Origin of the sequence: Sphingobacterium tenebrionis, assembly GCF_037126265.1 — a bacterium.
In the GTDB taxonomy this organism is placed as follows: domain Bacteria; phylum Bacteroidota; class Bacteroidia; order Sphingobacteriales; family Sphingobacteriaceae; genus Sphingobacterium; species Sphingobacterium tenebrionis.
Window position 1 is genome coordinate 1 of record NZ_JAYLLN010000034.1, and the last position, 26044, is coordinate 26044.

Consider the following 26044-nt stretch of genomic DNA (forward strand, 5'->3'; position numbering starts at 1 on the left):
CTGAAAAGTACAAAACATCGACTTGCAGCCTAATATTGCTCATGAAATTATAATGGAGCTCCAGAAAGCTATAAAACAGAAGAAGGTGCCTTTTTAGACACCTTCTTTTTTTTGTATTTCAATACTTTTTCAACTTGTTCGTTTCTTGGTGCAAGTGAGGTTTAAGTGACATGTAAGTGAGTTGTAAGTGCAAAAAGTCACTTACAACTCACTTACACCTCACTTAAACCGTACTTAAAACTGAAGGCAACAGGTCTTTTCCCTATATCCGATAGCAGTAGATATTTCAAAAATAAGCTGTTGCAACATGTTTATAATTAACCAAAAAAGGAAGAATTTCCTTTTCATAAGCTATATTTGTAGGATTGTTTAATAGCATTAATTTAAGCCGTGGATAAACAAAATAAGTTTATCCTTGTTATTAAATTGATTAATTAATTAGTATAAAAGAACATTCAACCGCTTTGAATAGATTTGGCCGTATTGCGTTAAAGACCTTCCTATGGATAATAGGATCAATAATCGCACTCATTCTTCTTGTAATATTCCTCGTTCGTTTACCCGCTGTACAAAATTATATTGTGGGCAAAGTGACCAATTATCTGGAAAATAAAATCGGAACCCCCGTAGATATTGGCCATATCAACATTACCTTTCCTAAAAAATTGGTTCTGGAAAATGTATATTTTGAAGATCAATCCAAGGACACTTTATTGGCTGGACAAGAGTTAAAAGTGGACATCAATATGTTCAAATTATTGAAGAACACGATTGAAATCGAAGAGTTTGAGCTCAAGGGAATTACCGCCAAAATCAATCGATCCCTTCCGGATAGTACTTTCAATTTTGCTTATATCGTGAATGCTTTTGCTACGGAAAAGGAAAGTACAACCACTGCTGATAGCACATCTGCTTTGGTTTTTGATATCGATAAAGTCAATTTTGATGATATAAAGTTTGTCTATAAGGATGACGTTATTGGGACTTCGGCAGACCTTTTCCTAAAACATTTCGATACTAGGGTCAAAAGATTTGATCTGACGAAAAATATGGCCTTTGATATGCCAGTGGTTAACATCGATGGATTAACGGCCGTTATTAAGCAGTGGGCGGTGGCCGAATCGGAAGAAGCACCGGATGCCTCCGATTTCGGAATCAACGACCCAACCGTCGAAGCTACTTCCCTCCTTCCTGATCTCGGCATAAATACCTTGAATCTGAAAAACATCTTGGTGAAATACGATGATGAGGCCAATAACATGAAAACCAAGTTTGACATCAAGGAGTTATTGGCTAATGTTGAACAACTAGACCTGAATAAGGAGATCGTTAAACTAAAAGAGATCAAACTGGATGGTTCTGACTCGGAAGTACTTCTTGGAAAAACCGTTAAAAAGCAGGATGATAAAGCTGATTCAGATACCAGCAGTATTAATTGGGTGGTTTCAGCTGATAAATTGGTGATTGACAAATCCAATTTCTGGTTCAAAGACGATAATCAGCCAAGAACCAAAGGAATTGATTATTTCAATCTTAAAATGACCGATCTAGCAGCGGCGATGGACAATCTTTATTATTCGGCAGACTCCATTTCCGGGGAGCTGGACAATGTAACTGCTAAGGATCATTCCGGATTCTATCTTAAGCAATTGAGAGGCGATTTTGTTTATGGAAACCAAGGGGCAACCGTTAAAAACCTATTGATCGAAACGCCATACACCCGAATAGAGGATGAAATTCAAGTTTCTTATACTTCTTTAGACGCTGTCTCCAATAATCCATCCAGCATGACCATCTTGGCCAACATCAAGAAAAGCCATATCGACATGCGGGATATCCGTTTCCTGGCTCCTGACCTTGAAAAACAGGAAGTAATGAGACCGTTGATGAACAAACGTTTCTACATCGACGGCCGTGTTACAGGGAAACTCAATGATCTTAGGATTCCACGTTTTGAATTTAAAACGTTAGATAATACCCACGTAATTGCTACCGCCCATATAAAAGGATTACCTGATATGGATAAAATGTACCTGGACCTGAACATCAAGAAATTAGTGACCGGTCGAGCTGATCTTAACCGATTAATCGCTCCTTCTTTGATGCCAGATAGTATACAATTACCAAGAAACATCAGTTTGGCAGGAACCTTTAAAGGCGGAATGAGTGGTTTTGATGCCAATTTAAAACTGGTTACCGAGCAAGGGAATGCGACTGTCAATGGAAAATTGAATATGGGTCGCGATACGACTTATAATGCCTTTGTTACGGTAGACAACTTCAATCTTGGTCAATTCCTGAAGCAAGATTCCGTTCTCGGGATTGTTGCTGCGCAAGCACAGGTAAATGGAACAGGTTTGAATCCGAAAACCATGGTAGCCGATATTACAGGTACCATCAACCGCTTTGACGCGATGGGCTATGGTTATCACGACATCAATTTTGACATGAACGCAAACCGTGGGGATATTGCAGGAACCATCAACAGTGGCGATCCGAATGTCGACCTGGATGCTTCTATTTCTGCAGACATGAGCGGTGCCTATCCGAAGATCTTTGCCGAAATGATGATCGATAGTATCAATTTCAAAAACCTGAAATTGATGGACCAGAACCTTCGCTATCACGGAAAGATCACGGCAGACTTTGAAACCTTCGACCTTGATCATTTAAATGGCGCATTAAAGGTGGTCAACTCCTCTATTGCTTACAATGATGAACGATATGTATTGGATACCGTTGCTTTAACCGCAAAATCCGATACCAGCAAGAATACCTTGATACTAAGTTCGGAATTCTTGAATGGCCACTTGACCGGAAAATATAAATTGACGGAATTAGGCGCATCGATAACCGATATAGTTCGCACCTATTATAATCCTTCGAACGATCGAACTGTACTGACCTATTCACCGCAGCAATTCGAATTTTCTGCTCGCTTAAATAATGCCCGGATCATTAGGGATTTCCTACCTGATTTAGAGGTCATGGACGACATTACCCTAGATGGTACGTTCAATAGCCAGGACAGAACCTTAATGGCTAAACTCTTAGCACCTAAGATTATCTATGCCGGTACGGAAGTAGAAAATGTAGGTATGGATATCATTACGGCAGATAGTACCCTCTACTATAACACCTTGATCGGCCATATCATTGTCAATAACATTGAATTGAACAATACCGTCCTATCGGGTAATGTGGTGGAAAACAAAGTCGATTTAGGGCTTTGGATAAAAGATAAAGAAGATAAAGAGCAGTACCACTTAGGAGCCTTTATGAATGTGGATAACAACAATTATAATTTCTCCTTGAAAGAGGATGGCTTGATGCTGAATTATGAAAATTGGTCCATCAATCCAAACAACCAGTTAACCTTTGGTAGTAATGGCATCCGTGCAAATGCCTTCCGCCTATCCAATGATGGCCAGGAGCTCGTGATCCAATCAAAAGATTCCACACTGAATGCCCCTATCGATTTAACTTTTAACAATTTTAGGATCGAGACCATCACCAATATGCTGGAATCAGAATCCTTAAATTTGGGAGGCGGTATCAATGGTAATGCGACAGTTTCGAGATTAGAGGCGAATCCAGTTTTTGTATCCGACCTAACGATCGATAAGTTCTACTTCGGAAAAGATACTATCGGGAATGTGTTGGTAAAGGTGAATAACATCAAGGAAAACACTTATTCTGCAGATGTACGCATTACCGAAAACGGCAATGATGTACAATTGATCGGAGATGTGATCATCCCACCACAAGGCGATATGCAAATTGATGCGACCTTGGATCTGAAACCGATTACGATCAAAACCATCGAAGCCTTCAGTTTAGGGAATCTACAGGGCAGCCAAGGCGATCTTTCTGGAACCCTGAAGATCCGTGGAACAATGGATGCCCCTCGGATCAATGGCGAATTAACATTTAATGACGCCATCATCAATGCATCCATGTTGAACTCCAACATGAAAATTGATGATCAGAAAATATATTTTAACGATCAAGGAATCACTTTTAGACAATTCAACATTGTTGATTCCAAAAATAATACAGCGAGGTTAAACGGATCTATCCGGACCACGACCTATACGGATTTCGATTTCAACCTGAATTTAACAACGGATGATTTCGAGGTGATGAATTCTACCCGTGAGGATAATGATATGTTCTTCGGAAAAATGTATTTAACTTCCAACCTGCGGGTTACTGGTAATTTGGACAAGCCGAAGATCGATGGAAATGTGAAAGCCAATGAGAATACAGACTTCTCTTTCATTGTACCGAACGATGATCCTGGCGTAGCACAACGGGATGGGGTGGTTAAATTCGTGGATAAAAGTGATACAACCAGAGCAAATGTTTTTGCGCAGCTGGATTCCATGACCAAGGTATCGAATACCTTGTCTGGTTATGATATTGCGCTGAACCTAAGTACAGATCGGGAAGCGAAATTCAAGATCATCTTGGATGAAGGAACCCAGGATGCCCTAAATATCCAGGGTGTGGCCGAACTGAATACCACCATTGATGCCAATGACCAGATCATCATGTCTGGTACATTTACAGTGGAAGATGGTGATTATACCTTCTCTTTAGGTCCAATTTCCAAAGATTTCCGTTTCCAGAAAGGAAGTACGATCACTTGGAATGGGGACCCTTTGGATGCGCGGCTGAATATTACTGCAGTGTATACAGGTAAATTTGCCACGTTAGAATTGGTACAGAACCAGATTGGTGCAGAAAGCCAGAACCTCTATAAACAAAGGGTGCCGTTCAATGTATTATTGAAACTGACCGGTGAGCTTTTTAAACCAGAAATCAATTTTGATATCGATCTGGATGAAAGTAATGCTATTGTTTCCCAAGATGTGGTGAGCAAGGTGAATATTGCCCTATCGAATATCCGGGAGGACCCGGCCGAATTGAACAAACAGGTATTCTCCTTGATTGCATTGGGCAGGTTCATGTCGGCAAATCCATTTGAAAGTTTGTCCGGTGGTGGTGCAGAATCCATGGCAAGAAGTACGGTGAGTTCCTTCTTGACCTCGCAATTGAACAACCTGGCTTCGGATTTGATCAAAGGAGTAGAATTGGATTTCAACCTCAATTCAGAAGAGGATTATTTGACCGGAAATGCACAGACCCGTACGGATTTGAATGTAGGCATTTCGAAGATGTTATTTGATGACCGCTTAAAGATTACGATTGGATCGAATTTCGAAGTGGAAGGAAATACAAGACCAGGCGAGAAAGCATCCAACATTGCGGGCGATATTTCCCTGGATTATCAATTATCGAAAGATGGTCGTTATTTTGCACGTGTATATCGCAAAAACCAATATCAAGCGACTTTGCAAGGGCAGTTTGTGGAAACAGGAATTGGTTTTATCATCAATATGAGCTACAACAAATTCAAGGAGCTATTCATGAATTCAAAAGCCCTTCAGGAATATTATAATACAGATAGTAGAGGATTCCGCCGCAGATTTGATGTAGACCGAATGGAAACGGATACCGCTTATCGAGACAGCGTACGCTTGGTGATCCGCGACAGTTTGATGCGGGTTGATCCAGAATATAGAAAACGTGTGGAAGAGCGCCAAAAAGAAGAACAGTTGAAACAGCAACAACAAGACAGTACAAGCAATAATCTGCCTGATTCTACTGATAGAATCAAGGAATCGAATGAATCGGCCATTAAAAACGAAGATGAGGAAGGAGGAAAAGATGAAAAATAAGTTTTTATTTTCCTGCCTATTGGGCGGAATACTAATTAGTAGTTGTAATCCGACCAAATACCTGGCTGAAGGTGAAAAAATGTATACTGGAGGTGATGTAGAAATTCATCATGATAGTATGAAGGTTGAAAATAAAGAAGCCTTTGAAACCTTTCTGGAAGATGCTCTCCTACCAAAGCCCAATTCGAAAATCCTGGGGGTTTATTATAAAGTTGGTCTTTGGAACATGGGCGGAGGTCCGGATAGTTCGACCAATTTTTTCAGACGTTGGTTAAAACGGAATGGCCAAGAACCTGTTAAACTAAGCGATGTAAACCGTGAATACAATGAAAATCTTCTACGCGGAAAAATGGAGAACCTAGGTTTCTTCAATGCCCGTGTAGCTTCGGATACCCTCATTGATGGAAAATATGCATCCGTAAAATACGATGCTTATCCGGGAAAGGTCTACCGTATCAATTCGGTCAAATTTGATGTGGATACCATGACGGATCTTGGATGGCGGATCAACTACCCTAGCGATCGTACTTTATTGAAACCAGGTTCAAACTATAATTTGGATGTGATCCTGAACGAGCGCGACCGAATTGACAACGACCTCAAACTTAATGGATTCTATTATTTCAGTCCGGATAATATTTTGGTGGAAGTGGATAGTACGATCGGAAATCATAAGGTGGATATGTTCGTCACGGTAAAACCGGAAACACCAGAAAAAGCTAGACATCCGCAATATATCGGGAATGTCTACATTTTTCCAGATTATAAGGAAACCTCGGGAACAGCAAGACGCAGGATCCCTAGGAATACTGAAAAATTTGAGGATAAATATTACATCGTAGATCCGGAACGGAAATACCGTAAAAAAGTATTGGCGAATCATATTTTTGTGCAGCCAAAAGATAAATATAGCCGTTGGAGCCATAACCAAACGATCAATCACTTGGTGAATTTGAATGCGTTTAAATTTGTGAAGAACGATTTTGTGGATAGCCCGGATTCTCTGAACCACTTGGATGTTTATTATTACCTGACACCTTTGGAGAAAAGGTCGATCCGTTTGGAGCTGATCGGAAAAACTGCTGCTGTTTACAATGGAACGGAAGTAACAGCGAACTGGACTTTGCGGAATGCCTTTAAGGGATTTGAAACCTTGACAGCATCCGTTTTTGGTGGTTATGAGACACAGACCGGTGGAAATGTAAACCTGAATTCAAGTTATATCCGTTATGGTGCGGAAGTAGGTATTACCTGGCCAAGGCTTCTTTCTCCTTGGAAATGGGCACCTGCTAGGCAATATATTCCAAAGACGTTCTTAAAAGCGGGATATGAGTTCTTGAATAGAAGAACAGCCTATACCTTAAATTCCATGACCTTAAACTATGGATATGCATGGAAGGAAAATAACCAACGGGATCACAACCTGACTTTAGCGGAAATCATCTATGTACAACCGAGAGGAATTTCAGATGAGTATAAAGCACAGATGGATACAGTACCAACGTTACGACACATTGTGGATCCGCAGTTTTCATTTGGTCCTAACTATGTTTATACGTTTACCAATACCATGGAAAACAATAAAAAGCATACGTTCTATGCCAAAGCGGGTCTGAATACGTCCGGAAATATTCTGGGATTGATCCAAGGTGCGGATTTCAATAGTGGAAAGGTTAAGAAATTATTCGGTACAGCCTACTCTCAATTCATTAAAGCAGAGGCTGATATGAGGCATTATATGAAATTAACGGCCAATTCGACCTTAGCTTCTCGTATTATGATCGGTACCTCCTATTCTTATGGAAACTCTCGATCATTACCATACCTGAAGCAGTATTATACGGGTGGTCCTAATGGATTACGTGCTTTCCGTGCGCGTTCGGTAGGTCCAGGATCTTCTCTTCCGGAGAACATTGGCGAGGATAATTTCTTTGCGGACCAGACCGGGGATTTCAAATTGGAGCTGAACACCGAATATCGCGCTAAAATTGCTGGCATGCTGCATTGGGCAGCTTTCATTGATGCGGGTAATGTGTGGTTACAGAACCAAGATGATGATAAACCAGGTGGTAAACTGTCTGGCGCATTCTTGAGCGAATTGGCTGTTGGTGGCGGTGTAGGCTTACGATTGGATCTGGACTTTTTGATCCTTCGTACCGACTTTGCAATTCCATTCCGCGTGCCTTATCGCCCGAAGGATGATCGTTGGGTTTTCAAGTATATTGACATTCGGGAAAGGGATTGGCGCAGGGAGAACCTGGTATTCAACTTGGCGATCGGATATCCTTTCTAATAGGTTTTTTGAATCCTTTTTAGTAGATTTAAGGAGCGTAACATAAAACCCGTAAAGCTATGAAAGTAACCGTTGTAGGTGCAGGTGCAGTTGGAGCAACCACTGCAGATAATCTGGTAAGACGTAATATTGCCGAAGAAATTGTACTATTAGATATTAAAGAAGGATTCGCGGAGGGCAAAGCCCAGGATATGATGCAGACCTCTGCCCTACTTGGTTTTGATTCGAAAATTACGGGAGTAACCAATGACTATTTAGCGACAGCTGGTTCTACGGTAGCTGTCATTACTTCAGGAATCCCACGTAAACCGGGGATGACACGTGAAGAATTGATCGGGACCAATGCCAATATTGTAAAAACGGTAGTGGAGAACCTGATCCAACATTCTCCAGATATTATCATTCTGATTGTATCCAACCCGATGGATACCATGACCTATTTAGCTTTAAAATCCAGTGGACTACCTAAAAACAGGATCATTGGTATGGGTGGGGCATTGGATTCCGCTCGTTTTAAATACCAGATTTCAGATAAATTGAATGCTTCGGCTAATGATTTGAATGCCATCGTTATTGGCGGACATGGAGATACCACGATGATTCCATTGATCAAGCATGCTACTTGGAACAGTATTGCAGTTTCTAGTTTTTTAACGGAAGAAGAGGAAGCTGAAATCGTAAAGAAAACGATGGTAGGTGGTGCTACTTTGACGGCTTTGATCGGGACATCAGCTTGGTATGCACCTGGTGCTGCTGCCGCAGCGATGGTGGAAAGTATCGTAAGGGATCAGAATCGATTGTTTACTGCATCTGTATATTTAGAAGGCGAATTCGGGCAGGAGGATATTAATATTGGTGTTCCGGTAATTATAAATAATAAAGGCTGGGATAGGATTGTTCCTTTGGAACTTTCGGATGAGGAACAAAAATTGTTCGATGCAAGTGCGGATGCGGTCAGAAAAATGAACGACGTACTTTTTGATGAGGGCGTTTTAAAGAGATAGTCTAGCGCGTCATCGCGAAGAGACTATTCTTTCCGCGTCATGGCGAGGAGGCACGACGAAGCAATCTTCACACTAATCGAAAATTTTACATAGCATGGAACTTCAAAATCTGGAAAAAAATTTAGAGCGGGAACATGATCTGTTAAAGAGATATGCGAGTCATTACGCAGTCTTAGAAAATGAACGTTATAGAATTATGTTTTATAATCGTCAGACTATGTTTACCATTTTAGGTATTCTTATCGGATGTGTATTATTTAATATATTTAACAGGTTCACAGATAATTTTACTGTTAGCGTATTTGCCCTATTTATATCTTTTGCTGTAGGAATCTTCGGGATGCGATATGTAATAGGTCCAAGACTGGACAATAAAAAGCAAATGGAAATGAAGCAGGCTTCAACCATCCGCTATCAGCCTATTATACAAGAGATGAATGAAATTAACCAATTGTTGGAGCAAAATAATACCGTCCCTGCAAAATATAGAACTGTTGATGCTACGGCAAAATTATTGGAATATATTCAAAATAAGCGGATAGACTCCTTAAAAGAAGGATTGAATCTGTATGAAAATGAAATAAGTCGTGACCGGCAGACCAATCGGTTAAATTTTATGGCCGAACAAAATCAACGCATCATTCATAACCAAAAATTTATGCTTAAAAAGCAACGTAAAATGATCAATCAACAGACATTAACTAATGTACTGCTATTCTTCAGGTAAACCGAAAAATAATAAATCTCCACACTATAAAAACCATAAACTTTTGTTAAAATATATTCTTTAAATGAAATAAACTTTATTTTTGTTTCATGAGGATTATCTTATTAAATCTTGTAATATGCATTGGAATTCTGGGAAATTGTCAAGCACAAAGCGTGAAATACCCAGAACCAATTGTTGTTTCCAATTACCATGCCCATATTAAAACCAAGAAAGAAACAATCAAAGGAAGTTTTTATAGGGCAACGGTGGAGGAAATCTATTTGATGAAGGATAAGGAGATGAAGAAGATTCCAGTTTCTACCATAAAAAAGATAAAGATTAAATTTGATCGGAAGAAGGAAGCTCCCTTATTTAAAGGAATGAGTAAAACCGGTGTTGATATCATGAAATCCAGTTTGACAGATGAGCCTGAAAAAAATTACAGCAAAACAGATCCATATGGCAATCTATTATCGGATGCGGATGCCGCGCCTTCGGTTGGAGAGACTTTACTTATAGGGACAGCCACGGTAGCAACGGCCGCCATTGGGAATGAACTTTCCAAATTAGCGCCACAACCAGATATTGAATCCTTCAAGATAAATTATTCCAAGGAGAGATACTTGGAACAATTAGATGAGATTAGGATGTATACCATCGAATTACAAACTTCACCGGAATATAAATCCATTCTAAAGGACCGGTTACAAAAAGCGATGAAAAAGAAGAAATTAGCTATATAATTGGAGAAAAAACAGTAGAATTGTATTTATACCAAGTAAATTTATTCTTTACGAGGTGTCACATTCTATTATCCAAGTATGCAAAAAATTCCTTTTGAAGTCATCAAACTTCAACCCGATGGCTACCATATCATTACAGAAGTAGAACTTTACGATCGTAAATTCAAATTGGTTATAGATACCGGCGCATCCAAAACGGTTTTGGATAAAACCACCCTATTGAATTCTGGTATACAAGAGGAACATTTCGAAACTACAGATATCCTATCCACTGGTCTTGGTACCAATAGTATGGAAAGTTTTATGCTTACCATTCCAGAGTTCAAAATGAAGGAATGGTCCATCAAAAACTTCACGACAGCCGTATTAGATCTAAGTTCCATCAATTATGCATACGAACAAATAGGGATAGATCCCGTTATTGGGGTATTGGGAGGTGATATCCTGAAAGAATATGGCGGAATGATAGACTACAAAAAAAATCAATTAACGCTTAATCAACGGAAATTAAACTTGAATAAACGCCGTTGAATATGAAGCCGGAGGTAAATATAAAAGCCTAAGGCAATCAGAATACCACATCCACCCATGATATATAAGGTGTTTTTTAGCCCTAGAAACTCAGCAATCGCGCCTGTAATTAAACTTCCAATAGGGAAAATCCCTTGGAAAGCCATGACATAGTAGGACATAGCCCTTGCCCTGTAGGCGGGCATCGCATGGGTCTGGATATAGGTGTTAATGGAAGAATTCTGCATCATCATGGAGAAAGAAACTGCTCCTGTAAAAAATAAAGCCGAAGGTAAATAATGCGCATAAGCCAATAAAACAAGGGCTACGCCCATAAAAAAGGCTGCAAAAAGTATTCGATATCTTAAATTTTCGCCTGATTTCAGCCTGGCCATATTAATGGCACCAATCATGGCTCCTAAACCTGCAGCACTTTCAAACCAAGAAAACGTCCGCTCATTCCCTTGAAATAATTCCCGCGCAACAGCCGGTAATAAGGAGGTATAAGGAATGACCAGAAGACTCGAAAAGGCCAAAATAATGATCAACGAAGTAATATGTGGGGACCTTTTCAAGTATTTAAATCCTTGAACAAGGCCCTGAAAGGCATTTTCATTGGGCACTATGACCAATGTTTCCTTCACGTTCATGAGCATCAAACATATAATTACCGGAATATAGCTCAGGAAATTGACGGTAAAACAGGCCAACTCGCCATACATGGACAAAAGAAACCCTCCAATTGCCGGTCCGACCATCCTGGCGGCATTGAAAATGGAAGAGTTCAGTGCAATGGCATTTGGTAGATCTTTTTTGTCATCAACTAAAGATACCAGTAAGGATTGCCTTCCCAGCACATCAAATGCATTGATAACCCCTTGTATGAACCCTAAAATAGATAAATAAAGTACAGATTCCATTTTAAGATAAACCACTAGCGCTAATAATCCTGCCTGAATCATCAGACCAATCTGGGTAATAAAAACCAGTTTATATTTCTTATGCCTATCTACAAATGCGCCAATAAATGGTGATAAGACCAAAGATGGCAACAAAGAAATAAAGGAGACAAAACCTAGCCAGAATACGGAATCAGTGAGTTTATAGACCAGCCAGCTAATGGCAATCCGTTGCATCCAGGTACCCAAAAGGGAGATCGATTGACCGATTACATGTAATCTATAATTTGGATAAGCAAAGGACCTGAAAATCTGCATGTCATAAGATAACAATTTGAAATGGAATTTGTTGCAAAAAGCGCAACAATATACCTACCTTTGCATCATCAAACTCAGTGGCAGCTTGATAATGAAGACAAAATTTTTAATCAACATTTTATATCATGAAATTTTTTATTGATACTGCTAATTTAGCTCAGATCAAAGAAGCACAGGACTTAGGCGTACTTGATGGGGTGACAACCAACCCTAGTTTAATGGCTAAAGAGGGTATTTCTGGGGAGGAAAACGTAATTAACCACTATAAAGCGATCTGCGAAATCGTGGATGGTGATGTTAGTGCCGAAGTAATTTCTACCGATTATGAAGGTATGATCAAAGAAGGCGAAGCCTTAGCAGCTTTAGATAGCAAGATCGTAGTAAAAGTTCCTATGATTAAAGATGGCGTAAAAGCGATCAAATATTTCAGCAAAAAAGGAATCAAAACAAACTGTACATTGGTATTTTCTGCTGGTCAGGCTTTATTGGCTGCTAAAGCAGGAGCGACTTACGTATCGCCATTTATCGGTCGTTTGGATGATATCTCGGTAGATGGATTAGGTTTGATCGAAGAGATCAGAGAGATCTATGATAACTACGGATTCGAAACACAGATCCTTGCAGCATCTGTTCGCCACAGTGCGCATATCCTTGGTTGTGCGAAGATCGGTGCAGACGTGATGACAGGTCCTTTGTCAGCGATTACTGCCCTTTTGAAACACCCATTAACAGATAGTGGATTGGCACAGTTCTTAGCAGATCACGCGAAAGCAGCAGGTAAATAATCGAGTAAAAAAAAGCATCAAATAGCACCTCCCTTTCGTCTTGAAAGGGAGGTTTTTTATGCCCTAAATTTTTCGTAATTTTACCCTTATGAAAACGGATAGAGAAGCAGCATCGAGCATAGAAAAACTAGAGGAATTCAGCCAATTGTTAAGGGCAAATAATCTGAAGATTACCCAACCTAGGTTACGCGTTTTGGATAGTATTTCGGAGAAGCCGACAGCCATTTCACAACCAGATCTGGAGAAAATTTTAGGTACTGAAATCGACCGTGTGACCCTCTATAGGATCCTGGCAAGTTTCGAAGAAAAGGGTATTCTCCATAAAGTTTTCGACCTGAATGGAACGGCTACCTATGCCCTATGTTCGACCAAATGTTCCCAACATCATCACCATGATCAGCACGTGCATTTCATCTGTTCAGTTTGCAATTCCGTCTTTTGCCTGGATGAAATCTCTCTTCCAAAAATTGCCCTACCTCCAAATTTCTCCTTGCATTCCATCGCGATAAATGCGGTGGGATTATGTGATTCTTGTAAAGAAAAGCAAAGCTAATTGCACTGTTTACATCAGGAAATTCCGACTATAACTTGCTTATGGTCGCAGGATTTCTACTCTTCCGTTTTTTCAAATTCAAGCAAAATTTCAATGCTAAAGTACAATTATTCAATAAGGCTAAAATTTAGCTTTTAATTTTTTATTAATCTGTTTTATAGCATTTTACACATATCAATAAAAACATTAATTTTAATATAATAATTTTTAGCAAAAGACTTAAAAAAGCATGAAAAAATTTAATATGCTGAAAATCAATCATATATACATTAATACATCTGTATAATTTTTAGCATATCAAATCATAACTATTAGATATTCAGTATTTTTAAATAGCTAAAACAAAGTTTTAAATAAGTAAATAAATATTTATTGAATTAGAGCAAACTATCCCACTCAAAAACCGTTTATAATTTATATATTAGTTCAATAATACAGTCCTGAAAAATCAGGGTTATGTTGTCTAGGAAATTTAATCGGGAACTCCTTCCCTACCCTATAATTTCTAGACAGACATGGGCAAAACAATAGCATATGAAATCAAGAAAAGAAAATCCCTACAAAGAAGTACTCACCCAATTAATCGTCGACATATTTGAAAAATCAGGCAACCAAGCACTGAACTATAAACAGGTTGCTGCGAAGCTTAACATCTCGGATTCGGATTCGAAGGTTGCTATCGCAGACATCCTTTCGGATGGCTCGAAGACCAGCCTTTTCCAACAGCCAGAGCGCGGCAAATTTAAATTGAGACAGCTCAATGTTTATGTAACTGGAAAGGTCGATATGACTGCCGATGGATCAGCCTTCATCGTCCCTGATGATGAGTTTCAAAACGACATTTACGTAGCCCCTCGGAAGCTTCGACAAGCCCTTCACGGGGATATCGTAAAAGTGCATATTTACGATCGTAAAAAAGGCAAGAAAAGGGAAGGTGAAATCATTGAAATTATCCAACGCGCGAAGACCGATTTCACCGGTACCATTGATATCTCCAGCACCTATGCTTTCTTCCTTCCTGATGATCGAAAAATGCTGCACGACATCTTCATTCCTCTGGACAACCTGAACGGTGCCAAAGATGGAGAGAAAGTGGTGGTCTCCATATTGGAATGGCCGAAGAATGCAAAAAATCCGATCGGTAGAGTAAAATCGGTATTAGGAAAAAAAGGCGAGAACAATACCGAGATGAACGCAATCTTGGCAGACTTTGGTTTCCCGCTGGAGTTTCCTAAAGAAGTGGAAGCAGAAGCGAACGCTATCTCCGATGTAATCAGTCAGGAAGAAATTTCTAAGAGACAGGATTTCAGGAACACGACCACCTTTACCATTGACCCTGCGGACGCGAAGGACTTTGATGATGCAATATCTTTCAAGAAATTGGAAAATGGAAATTATGAGGTGGGGGTGCATATTGCAGACGTGTCTCATTATGTTATTCCCGATAGCCAACTAGACAAAGAGGCATTCGAGAGAGGAACATCGGTATATTTGGTCGACAGAGTTATCCCGATGCTCCCTGAGCGACTTTCAAACAATTTGTGTTCACTTAGACCTAACGAAGACAAGCTTTGTTTCTCGGCCGTATTTGAGCTTGATGAGCGGGCCAATGTTTTGGATCAATGGTTCGGTAGGACCGTCATTCACTCCGACCGTCGATTCAGCTATGAAGAGGCGCAGGAAATCATTGAAGGAAAAGAAGATGAACTTTCAGAGCCCATTTTAAAATTGAACGAATTAGCGTATATCCTTCGTGAGCGAAAATTTAAGAGCGGAGCGATCAGTTTTGAAACGGAAGAAGTGAAGTTTCTATTGGATGATAACGGAAAACCTTTGGGTGTATATACAAAAGTCCGTAAGGATGCGCATAAGCTGATTGAGGACTTCATGTTATTAGCGAACAGAAAAGTTGCCGAATACATCGGCAAGCAAGGAAAAGGCAAAAGCAAATTAACCTTTGTATATCGATTCCATGATGTTCCGAACACGGAGACCTTGACAAGCTTTTCTCAATTCGCGTCCCGTTTTGGGCACAGGCTAAGTTTTAAATCCGACAAGGAGACTGCGAAATCCTTGAATATGATGATGGAACAGATCGAAGGTAGTAAGGAACAGAATTTATTGACTTCTTTGGCGATCCGTTCGATGGCTAAGGCAATTTATACGACTAAAAAAGCTTCCCATTACGGACTAGCCTTTGATTACTATACGCACTTTACCTCCCCTATCCGTCGATATCCGGATGTAATGGTGCATAGGTTGCTCCAATATTACCTAGATGGAGGCAAAAAGGTGAATACCGAACATTACGAGAAGATGTCAGAGCATTCTTCCCAAATGGAAAAGAAAGCCGCTGAGGCGGAAAGAGCTTCCGTGAAGTATAAACAAGCAGAATATCTTCAAAACCAGATCGGCACGGAATATACAGGAATTATTTCCGGCGTAACAGAATGGGGAATGTATGTGGAGATCGAGGAGAACAAATGCGAGGGCATGGTGAGGTTAAGGGATATTACCGATGATTTTTACACCTTGGATGAGAAGAATTATGCCATTATAGGTCAACGCAAGAAAAAGGTATATCAATTGGGCGATGAGGTTCAGATCAAAGTGAAGAAGGTTGACCTGGATAAGAGGCAGATCGATTTTACGTTGATTAGTTAGTTTTGAAAACTTTAAAAAAAACTTTATACTCAACTCTTTACGATATCGATTATTCTTTATATCTTTGCGGACTTAAAATATTTTTTTAACAAAAAACTCTAAAAGAAAACAGGTAAATGCCTACTATTCAACAATTAGTTAGAAAAGGTAGAGTAGCTCTGGTAGACAAGAGTAAGTCACCAGCGTTGGACTCATGTCCACAGCGAAGAGGTGTATGTACGCGTGTATATACTACTACCCCTAAAAAACCAAACTCAGCAATGCGTAAAGTAGCTCGTGTTCGTTTAACGAATGGAAAAGAAGTGAATGCTTACATTCCAGGAGAAGGACACAACTTACAAGAGCACTCTATCGTGTTAATCCGTGGTGGTCGTGTTAAAGATTTACCGGGAGTTCGTTACCACATCATCCGTGGTGCATTAGATACTTCAGGTGTAGCAGGTCGTAACCAACGTCGTTCTAAATACGGAACAAAACGCCCTAAACCAGGACAGGCAGCTGCTCCAGCAAAAGGAAAAGGTAAGAAATAATTAAACGGAGGAAAATAAAATGAGAAAAGCAAAACCAAAAAAGAGAATCATTTTACCTGATCCAAAGTTTAATGATGTTCAGGTAACACGTTTCGTAAACAACATGATGTTTGACGGTAAGAAATCTATCGCCTATTCAATCTTTTACGATGCAGTAGAATTAGTAGAAAACAAAACACAAGAGAACGGTTTAGAGACTTGGAAAAAAGCTTTGAACAACGTAATGCCTGCAGTAGAGGTTAAATCTCGTCGTGTTGGTGGTGCCAACTTCCAAGTTCCTATGGAAGTACGTCCGGAGCGTAAAATCGCTTTGGGTATGAAATGGTTAATCTCTTACGCTCGCAAACGTGGTGAAAAAACTATGTTCGAGAAATTAGCAGGAGAGATCATTTCAGCTTCTAAAGGTGAAGGTGCTGCTGTTAAGAAGAAAGAAGATACGCACAAAATGGCGGAAGCTAACAAAGCGTTCTCACACTTCAGATTCTAATTTTGAACACAACGATTCAAATATGATACACCGACTTTAGATAATTGAAATTATTCATTATCAAAGTCGGTGTATTTTTTTCAAAAATACTATGGCAAAAGACTTAAAATTAGTAAGAAATATTGGTATCGCTGCACACATCGATGCTGGTAAAACTACAACTACAGAGCGTATTTTGTTCTACTCTGGTGTTAACCACAAGTTGGGAGAGACTCACGAAGGATCTGCAACTACTGACTGGATGGCACAAGAGCAAGAGCGTGGTATCACCATTACCTCTGCTGCGGTAACCGTATTCTGGAACTACCGTAATAAAAAATACCAAGTAAACGTAATTGATACTCCTGGACACGTTGACTTTACAGTTGAGGTGAACCGTTCTTTACGTGTACTTGACGGACTAGTATTCTTATTCTCTGCAGTTGATGGTGTTGAGCCTCAATCAGAGACTAACTGGCGTTTAGCTGATGGATACAAAGTTCCTCGTATTGGTTTCGTAAATAAAATGGACCGTTCAGGTGCTGACTTCTTGAAAGTTGTAAAACAAGTAAAAGATATGTTAGGATCTGAGGCTGTTGCGCTTCAATTACCTATCGGTGCGGAAGACGATTTCAAAGGTGTGGTTGACTTGATCAACAACCGTGGTATCGTTTGGAACGACGCTGATAAAGGAATGACTTTCACGGAAGTTCCTATCCCTGACGATATGATCGACGAGGTTGCTGAATACCGTGAGAAATTATTGGAAGCTGTTGCTGGATACGATGAGTCTTTGATGGAGAAATTCTTCGAAGATCCAGATTCATTGACTGAACGTGAAATCTTAGACGCTTTACGTAAAGCGGTATTGGATAACGCAATCGTTCCTATGGTTTGTGGTTCATCTTTCAAAAACAAAGGTGTTCAAACCATGCTTGACTTCGTAATGGAGTTATTGCCTTCTCCTCTTGATCAAGAGGCGGTTAAAGGTACTAACCCGAATACTGGTGAAGAAATCGTTCGTAAACCTTCTGAGGCTGAACCATTCGCAGCATTAGGTTTCAAGATTGCTACTGACCCATTCGTAGGTCGTTTATGTTTCGTACGTGCATATTCAGGTGTATTAGAGGCTGGTTCTTATGTATTGAACACGCGTTCAGGAAACAAAGAGCGTATCTCTCGTATCTTCCAAATGCATGCTAACAAGCAGAACCCTATCGAAAGAATCGGTGCTGGAGATATAGGTGCGGTAGTAGGTTTCAAAGACATCAAAACTGGTGATACACTTTGTGACGAGAAAAACCCTATCGTTCTTGAGTCAATGGTATTCCCTGAGCCGGTAATCGGTTTAGCTATCGAGCCTAAAACTCAAGCTGACGTTGATAAATTAGGTATTGGTTTAAGTAAATTGGCTGAAGAGGATCCTACCTTCGTGGTTAAAACTGACCAAGAAACTGGTCAAACAGTTATCTCAGGTATGGGTGAGCTTCACCTTGATATCTTGATCGACCGTTTGAAACGTGAGTTCAAAGTAGAGGTTAACCAAGGTGCTCCTCAAGTAGCATACAAAGAGTCTATCAACGGTACTTCTGAGCACCGTGAGGTATACAAAAAACAATCAGGTGGTCGTGGTAAATTCGCGGATATCAAAGTTGTTATCTCTCCTGCAGATGAGGATTGGGATGTTGTTAAGAGCCCTCTTCAATTCGTTAATGAGATCGTTGGTGGTGCTATTCCAAAAGAATACATTCCTTCTGTTCAGAAAGGTTTCGAATCTTCGATGAACAATGGTGTATTGGCTGGTTACCCACTATCAGGTATGAAAGTTCGTTTGATTGATGGATCTTTCCACGCAGTCGATTCAGACTCATTATCTTTCGAGTTAGCAGGTAAAATGGCTTACCGTCAGGCATTACCTAAATGTCAACCAGTATTAATGGAACCTATCATGAAAGTGGAGGTATTAACTCCAGAAGAAAACATGGGTGATGTTATGGGTGACTTGAACCGTCGTCGTGGTCAGATGCAAGGTCTTGACTCACGTAATGGTGCACAGGTAATCAAAGCATTGGTACCTCTTTCTGAGATGTTCGGATATGTTACTCAATTACGTACAATCACTTCAGGTCGTGCAACTTCTACCATGGAATTTGACCACTACGCTGAAGCTCCTCGTAACGTAGCTGAGGAAGTAATCGCGAAATCAAAAGGAAAAATCAAGAATATTGAAGACTAATTCCTTCGAATAAAAAACAAACCGATCCCTGATTGTTAATAGCTCTAATCAGGGGTCATTTTAAAATCAAATACATAAGATGAGCCAAAGAATCAGAATCAAATTGAAATCTTACGATTACAATTTAGTTGACAAATCAGCTGAGAAAATCGTAAAAACGGTAAAACCTACAGGTGCAGTTGTTAGTGGACCAATTCCATTGCCTACTGAGAAAAAAATCTATACGGTATTACGTTCACCACACGTTAACAAAAAAGCACGTGAGCAATTCCAATTATGTTCTTACAAGAGATTGTTAGACATCTATTCATCAAACTCAAAAACAGTTGATGCGTTGATGAAATTAGAATTACCTTCAGGTGTTGAAGTTGAAATCAAAGTGTGATAGATTTCATTTAGAAAAACAAAGCCCATCTTTTGATGGGCTTTTGTTTTATATTTAAAATTGGAATCCTATACCAAAGGAAAGCACTCTATTTTTGTAATTCGGAGCATCGTCATCGGCTGCAATTTTCGTTAATCCTAAGCCATAACCTGCGTTGATCAGAAAACCGTTGGAAAGTTTGTAGCCTCCCATAAAGTTTAATCCCGCTTCAAATGCATTAGCTTCTTTATCATCTCCTGAGAAATCGATGTCTTCTTCGACAGATGCATCGTCATTACCACTGACAACAGATTTGTAGGTGCCGCTTAAAGCATATCCTACATATGGACCTGCGCCAAGGAATACATTTCCTGTTCCTGCAGGGATATAATAAACCGCATTAACCGGAATCTCTAAGGACATAATATTGACCGTAATTTTTCCAGAGGTTCCATTCACTTCACCTTCATATTTCGCTCCTTTTCCCTGTAGCGATAAACCAGGTTGAATGGAGAATTGCGGTGCTACGGGAATATCTGCAAATCCAGTGACATAGAAGGATGGATTCATTTTTTCATAATCTTTCAATTCATCTGAGAATGCCTCAGAAAACTTACCTAAGTTAACTCCTCCTTTTAAACCATAACTTACTTGTGCCATTGCTGCTGTTGAAATACAACTGACCAATGTGATTAAAAATAACTTTCTCATAATAATTGATGTTAAGTGTAATTATTAGTTATAGATAAAATAACAAAAGTCAAGCCAATGATTTACAGGTGTTTATGCAACCTTTAGAGATATAAAAAAGGCCGAGCTAATGCTCGACCTTTTCATATTTTAAGAGGATAGGATATAATTTCCTAAAATCTTTTGTTTTTCTATGCGTAGATGCTTAGAATTGGAAACCTAAACCGAATGATAATACGCGGTTAGAGAATTTGTTGTCTGAATTATCGCTAGGACTTAAATTAGACAATCCTAATCCGTAACCTGCATTGATCAACAATCCGTTTCCGAATTTGTAACCACCTAAGAAGTTAACACCAGCATCGATCAAGTTCATGTCCTTGTTATCACCAGAGAATTTAAGGTCCCTGTCAACACTTCCTTCAACACCGCCTAATGCACCTTCAGCTTTAGTTTTACCAGAGATGTTGAAACCAACGTATGGACCAGCACCTAAGAACACATTACCTGTACCTGCAGGAATATAGTAAACTGCATTTACTGGGATTTCAACGGACATGGTATTAGTTGAAGAAGTTCCGCTTACATTATCTCCAGTCGCTTCATATTTAGCACCTTTACCTTGAAGGGAAACTCCAGGTTGGATAGAAAATTGAGGAGCTACTGGGATATCTGCAAAACCAGTTACATAGAAAGAAACATTATTTTTTTGGTAATCTTTTGCTTCTTCGGTTTGGTTGCTGTATTTACCTAAGTTAACACCTGCTTTTAAACCATAACTTGTTTGTGCTTGTGCACCTGCTGCTAACAATACTACAGCTCCGAATGATAGTAATAATTTTTTCATAGTCTTTATAGTTTTTTCAATTTTTAAATCAGCTCAACAACTGACACCAACATCCTCGCAAAGTTTAGACCAAAATCAAATTAACGTTAAAACATTTACTCTTATCACTTAATATTCAGTCAATTAATTTGAATAAAAATTGTTTTTCCACTGATAAATTCAGGTAAAATTCTTTTGGAGATGGATTTGAAAAAGAATAAAACCAGATAAAAGCAAAAAAGACTTTTAATATTCAAAAGTAAATCCTATTTTTGCATGCCTATTAAGGTAAAGGGTCGGATGGCCGAGTGGCTAGGCTGAGGTCTGCAAAACCTCCTACAGCGGTTCGAATCCGCTTCCGACCTCGTTTGAAAATTAAAAATATTGTTAACAATGGGAGTTACACGTTTAAAAAGAAAAGATAGAAGAAACAAAACTGTTGCACGTGTTGAAGTACAGTTTTTGAAATTAGGACGCAACATTGAACTAGGTTCAAAAAGCAAAATGTCCAAAGACAGTCAAATCACTAAAAATGACGAAATCTTAAACAAATTAGCTACTGACGCTAAATAAGTTTAGATTAAAAGGAAATATGAAGCCTTTAGGAATTCCTAAAGGCTTTTTATTTGTTCAATTATTTCAGCCACCTTCTTTTCATCACTATAAAAGATGTCTTCATCCATACCCACCAGTGCTGGATTATGGAAAGTCATGGTAGATTTCTGGGTTATTTTTGCAGATGCATGAACACTCTTGGCACCTGTTTTTTCCAGGATAGTTTTAACGTTTGAAAAAGTTACCCCAGCACCTGGCATAATTTCAATCCTTCCAGCCGCTTGCTCCACAAGTTCACGAATAAGCTCAATTCCGTCCTCTGCACTATTCTTTTGACCAGAGGTCAATATTCTATTGCATCCTAACTCAATGATATCTTCTAAGGCTTCCTTTGGATCTCTACATCGATCAAATGCTCGATGGAATACCACCTCCATTGGACGAGCTAAATCTACCAACTCTTGCATCCTTACTTTGTCAACATCTCCCGAAGGTAAAAGGATGCCCAGGACCACACCGTTACAATTTAAGGATTTACAGATCAGAATATCTTCCTTCATCTCTTCAAATTCCTCCTCATTATATACGAAATCTCCTGACCTTGGTCGTATCAACACATGTACAGCAATGTCTAATGTTTCTCTTGTCAATTTTATCAAGCCAAAAGAAGGTGTTGTACCACCATTTTCAAGGTTTTGACATAATTCTATCCGACTTGCTCCAGCGGATTGCGCTTGCTTGGCAGAATAAAAAGAGTTGGCACAAATCTCCAGTTTATAACCATTAATTTCCTTTTCCATCATAAATCAAAGATATTTAATTTGTTGGGCAGAATTAATTTTAATATTTAAGTGACAAACAATCAACCACTTATTAAAAACAAAACAGTACATTTAATTGTTGAATTATTTGCGAGCATCAAAAACCCCCTTGTTATGCCACTTATTTCAAGACAAAAGCAGGTTCAGATTCATCTTTCTACCATGTATGATTCTTTATTGAATAGTGTTGAAAAAATGAAGAAGGACCTTCAATCCCATCGGTACCAATATGAGGAAGCCTGTAGCTTACACATAGATTCTGGTTTCAAACATGAAAAACTTTGGTTATCTGCAGATGAAAAGTACCAGCAAAAATTCGTGGAATTTGAGACACATTGTTTTCTGCTGGATATTTTATCAGAATATCGGAATGAGGAAGGAAATTTCATCCACTTGGAAGAGATCAGTCTAACCTTGGAATCATTGATCCATCAATATGAAAACCAAGAGGCCTATGAAATATGCGCCATCATCAAAAAATGGCTGGATCATATTGCCAATAAATTTCGGACAACCTGAACTGTTTAAACCGACCTTATTTTAGCTCAATCCAAGGCGCATTTTTTTTCACCCAATCCGTTACTGCCAATGGCACGTCAGAGCAAAGGTAATCTGCACCTAAGGATAGCCCTAAAAGGAAATCATCAACAGATCTTCCTGGCCATAAGGTAATGGTCATCCCTTGCTTTTTAGCTGCAGTAACCATATTGCGCGTACTCATTTCCACGCGTGCCCCAATCCTTTTTACCCCCAATTCTTTTGCCTCATCAATTAACTTCTGTGATAAACCTTCTGATTTAATCAGCAGAAGATCCACATCAGGATAAGTCGTATTCAAATATTTCAAGGGTCGCTTATCAAAGGATGTCAATAAGTATTCAGAATCCTTTGGTCTATTGCTGTATACACGGTTATATAGTTCATCACAATATTGATGAAGGACCTTTTCTTCGTAAACCGGCTTATTAGTTTTCATTTCGAATTCGATATAAACCCCAGGTTTATCTGAAAAATACTGTACCACCTCCGCTAAGGTTGGCATCTCATTTCCCTTTTTTGTTCGCAATTTCTTGAATTCAGCCAAGGTAACATCTTCTACCCCACCTTTTATCCCCACAATACGTTCAAAATTATCATCATGAAAGATAACCAATTTGCCATCCTTCGTTCTTCTGATGTCCGTCTCAAAGCCCCTCATCCCCTTTTCATAGGACTCCTTAAATGCCGACATGGTATTCTCGTCCAATTCGTGGGCAGCTGCCCTATGGGCAAATAATTTGACGGCAGCTTGTTGGCCAAACGCTGCGATGGAAAACACCATACAGATACACATCAATAAAAATTGCCTGATAAACGATGGTTGAAGTAAGAAGTGCTGTTGTAATTTCATTATATACAGTTTAGGTTAAAAAGAAAAGCAAAAATAATTCTTGCCTATGATTATTTAAGGTAATTTAAGAAAATTAATAAAAATATAACATAGCAATCTCATAAAGATTAAGACATTACCCTTAAACAATCAGCGCCTTTAGGAGGGCTCCTAAAGACGCTGAATAGATTATTTAACAGTAAACATCAGACAATATGAAACATCATTGTCCTTAAGGGGTATAAATTACTTAGTGTGAAAAAAGAGGTTTCTCTAACCTAGCGATTGGATGATAGCCTGTAAAATCAAGATCTGTGGAAATGTATCCTTCTTTAACGGGCTGTTCCTTCACCAAATCAGTGGTTAGGTATTTTTTATTATCATCAGATAAAACAGTCACCACAACTGCATTATCCCCCATTTCTTCCTTTAATTTGATAGCACCGATTACATTGGCTCCGGATGAAATACCTACGGCCAATCCTAATTGCTGTGCTAATTTTTGAGCCATGATGATAGAATCACCATCTGACGCGCAGATTACTGAATCCAGATTCTCCAATTTTACGATCGCAGGAATAAATTCATCAGAAATCCCTTGGATACGGTGTGCTCCTACCTTATAACCAGTGGTCAAGGTTGGACTTTCCTGTGGTTCCAATGGATGGATCCTTACAGCTGGATTATAATTTTTCAATTGCTTTCCTACGCCCATTACGGTACCACCCGTACCTACACCAGCTACAAATGCATCTGCTGTAAGGCCGATGGAAGCTAATTGTAGCGCGATCTCTTTTCCTGTAGTCAATTCATGTGCCTCGGCATTGAAAAGGTTCTCAAACTGTCTCGGTAAAAAGACACCACCTTGTGCAGCAAGGTCTTCACTGATTTTGATGCTACCCAAGAAACCACCTTCCTCTTTGCTCACCAATTGGATATCTGCACCCATACTTTTGATGATATCGATACGCTCTTTGGACAACCAATTTGGCATAATAATTTTTACCTGATGGCCCAATGCTTTACCAATAGCAGAAAATGCAATACCTGTATTACCGCTGGTGGCTTCTACAATCATATCTTCCGGACGGATTTGGCAATTTGCGTAAGCTTTATAAAGAATATACAATGCCATACGATCCTTGATACTTCCAGTTAGATTGTAGTTTTCACATTTAACATAGATTTTTCCAGGTTTACCTTTATAAGTATATTGCAATTCCAACATAGGGGTATTTCCTACCAAGCACCAAAGGTGATTGAAACGGCTATCCAACTCTGGAGACAAACATTTGCTAACTGTAGCTTCCTCTGCGATCATATCTGTTTTGTTTGTGATTAAAATAGGTTATAAATATTTTACTCTGCAAAATTGCTAATTAACCAAAATATATTCAATTGGATTACATCATTTCAATAAATTTTATCGAAACATACACCATTTTCCATATATTTTTCAGAATTTAATGTTTAAATTTGGTAACAACGAGAAAATCAACGTTATGGAGCTTGACCCTACAGACATCAAATTATTAAAGATCCTTCAGGAGGATGCCACCTTGAGCAACAAAGAAATTTCCCTAAAACTGCACAAATCTATTGCAGCCGTTCATGAGCGGATAAAAAAACTCAAAAATGCGGGTTATATCAAACGAACGGTTGCCATATTAGATCGGCAAAAGATAGGCATCGGTTTGATTTCCTTTTCACAGGTTTTCCTAAAGGCGCATACTTTTGAGGTGCTAAATGAATTCGAAAAAGAGGTTTCTAAATTCCCAGAGGTTATGGAATGTTATCAAATGGCGGGATCTTACGATTTTATGCTGCGCATCGCAACGAAAGATATGGATGCCTACCACCAATTCCTTAGGAATAAATTGGCGGTTCTACCGCAGGTAAATACGGTACAGACTTATTTTGTACTTTCAGAAACTAAGAGTGAGACGGCTTATTCTTTTTAAAACT

22 protein-coding genes and 1 tRNA gene are annotated in these 26044 nt (G+C 39.2%); 17 read left to right on the top strand and 6 right to left on the bottom strand.

Going from position 1 to position 26044, the window contains the following annotated elements:
- Positions 1–581 precede the first annotated feature (581 nt).
- From VJ786_RS12790 to VJ786_RS12815, 6 genes are all read left to right on the top strand, one after another.
- Positions 582–5744: a translocation/assembly module TamB domain-containing protein gene (locus VJ786_RS12790; protein WP_336557821.1), complete on the top strand. Its 5163-nt coding sequence runs from the start codon at positions 582–584 to the stop codon at positions 5742–5744.
- A complete protein-coding gene (gene tamL / locus VJ786_RS12795) occupies positions 5734–8037 on the top strand; it encodes a translocation and assembly module lipoprotein TamL (protein ID WP_336557822.1) in 2304 nt (767 codons plus the stop codon). The genes VJ786_RS12790 and tamL overlap by 11 nt, the downstream gene beginning before the upstream one ends.
- A 59-nt stretch (positions 8038–8096) precedes the next feature.
- Positions 8097–9041 (top strand): malate dehydrogenase, encoded by a 945-nt coding sequence (locus tag VJ786_RS12800; protein WP_336557823.1) that lies wholly within the window; start codon positions 8097–8099, stop codon positions 9039–9041.
- Positions 9042–9135: 94 nt separating this feature from the next.
- The gene (locus tag VJ786_RS12805) at positions 9136–9768 is read left to right on the top strand and encodes a hypothetical protein (protein ID WP_336557824.1); all 633 of its coding nucleotides are present in this window, start codon (positions 9136–9138) and stop codon (positions 9766–9768) included.
- Positions 9769–9923: 155 nt separating this feature from the next.
- Entirely contained in the window at positions 9924–10493 is a 570-nt protein-coding gene (locus tag VJ786_RS12810; RefSeq protein WP_336557825.1) for a hypothetical protein, read from the top strand.
- A 78-nt stretch (positions 10494–10571) separates the two neighbouring features.
- Positions 10572–11024 carry an aspartyl protease family protein gene (locus VJ786_RS12815; protein ID WP_336557826.1) on the top strand — a complete coding sequence of 151 codons (453 nt, stop codon included), beginning with the start codon at positions 10572–10574 and terminating at the stop codon, positions 11022–11024.
- On the opposite strand, the gene VJ786_RS12820 is transcribed toward VJ786_RS12815, so the two are convergent.
- The gene (locus tag VJ786_RS12820) at positions 10991–12220 is read right to left on the bottom strand and encodes an MFS transporter (RefSeq protein WP_336557827.1); all 1230 of its coding nucleotides are present in this window, start codon (positions 12218–12220) and stop codon (positions 10991–10993) included. The two genes, VJ786_RS12815 and VJ786_RS12820, sit on opposite strands and share 34 nt — an antisense overlap.
- A gap of 125 nt (positions 12221–12345) precedes the next feature.
- Between VJ786_RS12820 and fsa the strand changes: the two genes are divergently transcribed.
- From fsa to rpsJ, 7 genes are all read left to right on the top strand, one after another.
- On the top strand, positions 12346–13005 hold the full coding sequence (fsa, locus tag VJ786_RS12825; protein WP_099367386.1) for a fructose-6-phosphate aldolase: 660 nt from the start codon (positions 12346–12348) through the stop codon (positions 13003–13005).
- An 88-nt stretch (positions 13006–13093) separates the two neighbouring features.
- A complete protein-coding gene (locus VJ786_RS12830; protein ID WP_099367385.1) occupies positions 13094–13558 on the top strand; it encodes a Fur family transcriptional regulator in 465 nt (154 codons plus the stop codon).
- A 534-nt stretch (positions 13559–14092) separates the two neighbouring features.
- Positions 14093–16222, top strand: a complete 2130-nt coding sequence (rnr, locus tag VJ786_RS12835; RefSeq protein ID WP_099367384.1) for a ribonuclease R — start codon at positions 14093–14095, stop codon at positions 16220–16222.
- A 116-nt stretch (positions 16223–16338) separates the two neighbouring features.
- The gene (gene rpsL, locus VJ786_RS12840) at positions 16339–16752 is read left to right on the top strand and encodes a 30S ribosomal protein S12 (RefSeq protein WP_099367383.1); all 414 of its coding nucleotides are present in this window, start codon (positions 16339–16341) and stop codon (positions 16750–16752) included.
- A 19-nt stretch (positions 16753–16771) separates the two neighbouring features.
- On the top strand, positions 16772–17239 hold the full coding sequence (gene rpsG / locus VJ786_RS12845) for a 30S ribosomal protein S7 (RefSeq protein WP_099367382.1): 468 nt from the start codon (positions 16772–16774) through the stop codon (positions 17237–17239).
- A 91-nt stretch (positions 17240–17330) separates the two neighbouring features.
- A complete protein-coding gene (gene fusA, locus VJ786_RS12850; RefSeq protein WP_099367381.1) occupies positions 17331–19454 on the top strand; it encodes an elongation factor G in 2124 nt (707 codons plus the stop codon).
- Positions 19455–19533: 79 nt separating this feature from the next.
- Complete coding sequence (gene rpsJ, locus VJ786_RS12855; protein WP_013667229.1) at positions 19534–19839, top strand: 30S ribosomal protein S10; 306 nt, start codon at positions 19534–19536, stop codon at positions 19837–19839.
- A gap of 54 nt (positions 19840–19893) precedes the next feature.
- Here the strand turns inward: rpsJ and VJ786_RS12860 are convergent, their stop codons facing one another.
- Positions 19894–20529 carry a porin family protein gene (locus VJ786_RS12860; RefSeq protein WP_099367983.1) on the bottom strand — a complete coding sequence of 212 codons (636 nt, stop codon included), beginning with the start codon at positions 20527–20529 and terminating at the stop codon, positions 19894–19896.
- A 184-nt stretch (positions 20530–20713) separates the two neighbouring features.
- Entirely contained in the window at positions 20714–21355 is a 642-nt protein-coding gene (locus VJ786_RS12865) for a porin family protein (protein WP_099367984.1), read from the bottom strand.
- Positions 21356–21628: 273 nt separating this feature from the next.
- Here VJ786_RS12865 and VJ786_RS12870 point away from each other — a divergent pair.
- Positions 21629–21699, top strand: a tRNA-Cys gene (locus tag VJ786_RS12870).
- A gap of 28 nt (positions 21700–21727) precedes the next feature.
- Complete coding sequence (locus tag VJ786_RS12875; RefSeq protein ID WP_099367985.1) at positions 21728–21907, top strand: spore protein; 180 nt, start codon at positions 21728–21730, stop codon at positions 21905–21907.
- Positions 21908–21945: 38 nt separating this feature from the next.
- On the opposite strand, the gene VJ786_RS12880 is transcribed toward VJ786_RS12875, so the two are convergent.
- Positions 21946–22692, bottom strand: coding sequence for a copper homeostasis protein CutC (locus tag VJ786_RS12880; RefSeq protein WP_336557828.1), 747 nt, complete (start codon positions 22690–22692; stop codon positions 21946–21948).
- A 132-nt stretch (positions 22693–22824) separates the two neighbouring features.
- Between VJ786_RS12880 and VJ786_RS12885 the strand changes: the two genes are divergently transcribed.
- Positions 22825–23229, top strand: coding sequence for a hypothetical protein (locus VJ786_RS12885; RefSeq protein WP_099365254.1), 405 nt, complete (start codon positions 22825–22827; stop codon positions 23227–23229).
- Between the two features lie 16 nt (positions 23230–23245).
- On the opposite strand, the gene VJ786_RS12890 is transcribed toward VJ786_RS12885, so the two are convergent.
- Together VJ786_RS12890 and VJ786_RS12895 are read right to left on the bottom strand one after the other, a co-directional pair.
- Complete coding sequence (locus tag VJ786_RS12890; protein WP_336557829.1) at positions 23246–24100, bottom strand: glycerophosphodiester phosphodiesterase; 855 nt, start codon at positions 24098–24100, stop codon at positions 23246–23248.
- 229 nt (positions 24101–24329) lie between these two features.
- Positions 24330–25400 carry a PLP-dependent cysteine synthase family protein gene (locus tag VJ786_RS12895; RefSeq protein ID WP_134777507.1) on the bottom strand — a complete coding sequence of 357 codons (1071 nt, stop codon included), beginning with the start codon at positions 25398–25400 and terminating at the stop codon, positions 24330–24332.
- A 145-nt stretch (positions 25401–25545) separates the two neighbouring features.
- Between VJ786_RS12895 and VJ786_RS12900 the strand changes: the two genes are divergently transcribed.
- Positions 25546–26040 carry an Lrp/AsnC family transcriptional regulator gene (locus VJ786_RS12900; protein ID WP_099365251.1) on the top strand — a complete coding sequence of 165 codons (495 nt, stop codon included), beginning with the start codon at positions 25546–25548 and terminating at the stop codon, positions 26038–26040.
- Positions 26041–26044 lie beyond the last annotated feature (4 nt).

What these genes read in the sequence shown, in the direction of transcription:
- tamL (WP_336557822.1), top strand. Translation starts at nt 5,734, where the DNA reads ATGAAAAATAAGTTTTTATTTTCCTGCCTATTGGGCGGAATACTAATT.
- VJ786_RS12800 (WP_336557823.1), top strand. Translation starts at nt 8,097, where the DNA reads ATGAAAGTAACCGTTGTAGGTGCAGGTGCAGTTGGAGCAACCACTGCA.
- VJ786_RS12805 (WP_336557824.1), top strand. Translation starts at nt 9,136, where the DNA reads ATGGAACTTCAAAATCTGGAAAAAAATTTAGAGCGGGAACATGATCTG.
- VJ786_RS12815 (WP_336557826.1), top strand. Translation starts at nt 10,572, where the DNA reads ATGCAAAAAATTCCTTTTGAAGTCATCAAACTTCAACCCGATGGCTAC.
- VJ786_RS12820 (WP_336557827.1), bottom strand. Translation starts at nt 12,220, where the DNA reads ATGCAGATTTTCAGGTCCTTTGCTTATCCAAATTATAGATTACATGTA.
- fsa (WP_099367386.1), top strand. Translation starts at nt 12,346, where the DNA reads ATGAAATTTTTTATTGATACTGCTAATTTAGCTCAGATCAAAGAAGCA.
- VJ786_RS12830 (WP_099367385.1), top strand. Translation starts at nt 13,094, where the DNA reads ATGAAAACGGATAGAGAAGCAGCATCGAGCATAGAAAAACTAGAGGAA.
- rnr (WP_099367384.1), top strand. Translation starts at nt 14,093, where the DNA reads ATGAAATCAAGAAAAGAAAATCCCTACAAAGAAGTACTCACCCAATTA.
- rpsL (WP_099367383.1), top strand. Translation starts at nt 16,339, where the DNA reads ATGCCTACTATTCAACAATTAGTTAGAAAAGGTAGAGTAGCTCTGGTA.
- rpsG (WP_099367382.1), top strand. Translation starts at nt 16,772, where the DNA reads ATGAGAAAAGCAAAACCAAAAAAGAGAATCATTTTACCTGATCCAAAG.
- fusA (WP_099367381.1), top strand. Translation starts at nt 17,331, where the DNA reads ATGGCAAAAGACTTAAAATTAGTAAGAAATATTGGTATCGCTGCACAC.
- rpsJ (WP_013667229.1), top strand. Translation starts at nt 19,534, where the DNA reads ATGAGCCAAAGAATCAGAATCAAATTGAAATCTTACGATTACAATTTA.
- VJ786_RS12860 (WP_099367983.1), bottom strand. Translation starts at nt 20,529, where the DNA reads ATGAGAAAGTTATTTTTAATCACATTGGTCAGTTGTATTTCAACAGCA.
- VJ786_RS12865 (WP_099367984.1), bottom strand. Translation starts at nt 21,355, where the DNA reads ATGAAAAAATTATTACTATCATTCGGAGCTGTAGTATTGTTAGCAGCA.
- VJ786_RS12875 (WP_099367985.1), top strand. Translation starts at nt 21,728, where the DNA reads ATGGGAGTTACACGTTTAAAAAGAAAAGATAGAAGAAACAAAACTGTT.
- VJ786_RS12880 (WP_336557828.1), bottom strand. Translation starts at nt 22,692, where the DNA reads ATGATGGAAAAGGAAATTAATGGTTATAAACTGGAGATTTGTGCCAAC.
- VJ786_RS12885 (WP_099365254.1), top strand. Translation starts at nt 22,825, where the DNA reads ATGCCACTTATTTCAAGACAAAAGCAGGTTCAGATTCATCTTTCTACC.
- VJ786_RS12890 (WP_336557829.1), bottom strand. Translation starts at nt 24,100, where the DNA reads ATGAAATTACAACAGCACTTCTTACTTCAACCATCGTTTATCAGGCAA.
- VJ786_RS12895 (WP_134777507.1), bottom strand. Translation starts at nt 25,400, where the DNA reads ATGATCGCAGAGGAAGCTACAGTTAGCAAATGTTTGTCTCCAGAGTTG.
- VJ786_RS12900 (WP_099365251.1), top strand. Translation starts at nt 25,546, where the DNA reads ATGTTTAAATTTGGTAACAACGAGAAAATCAACGTTATGGAGCTTGAC.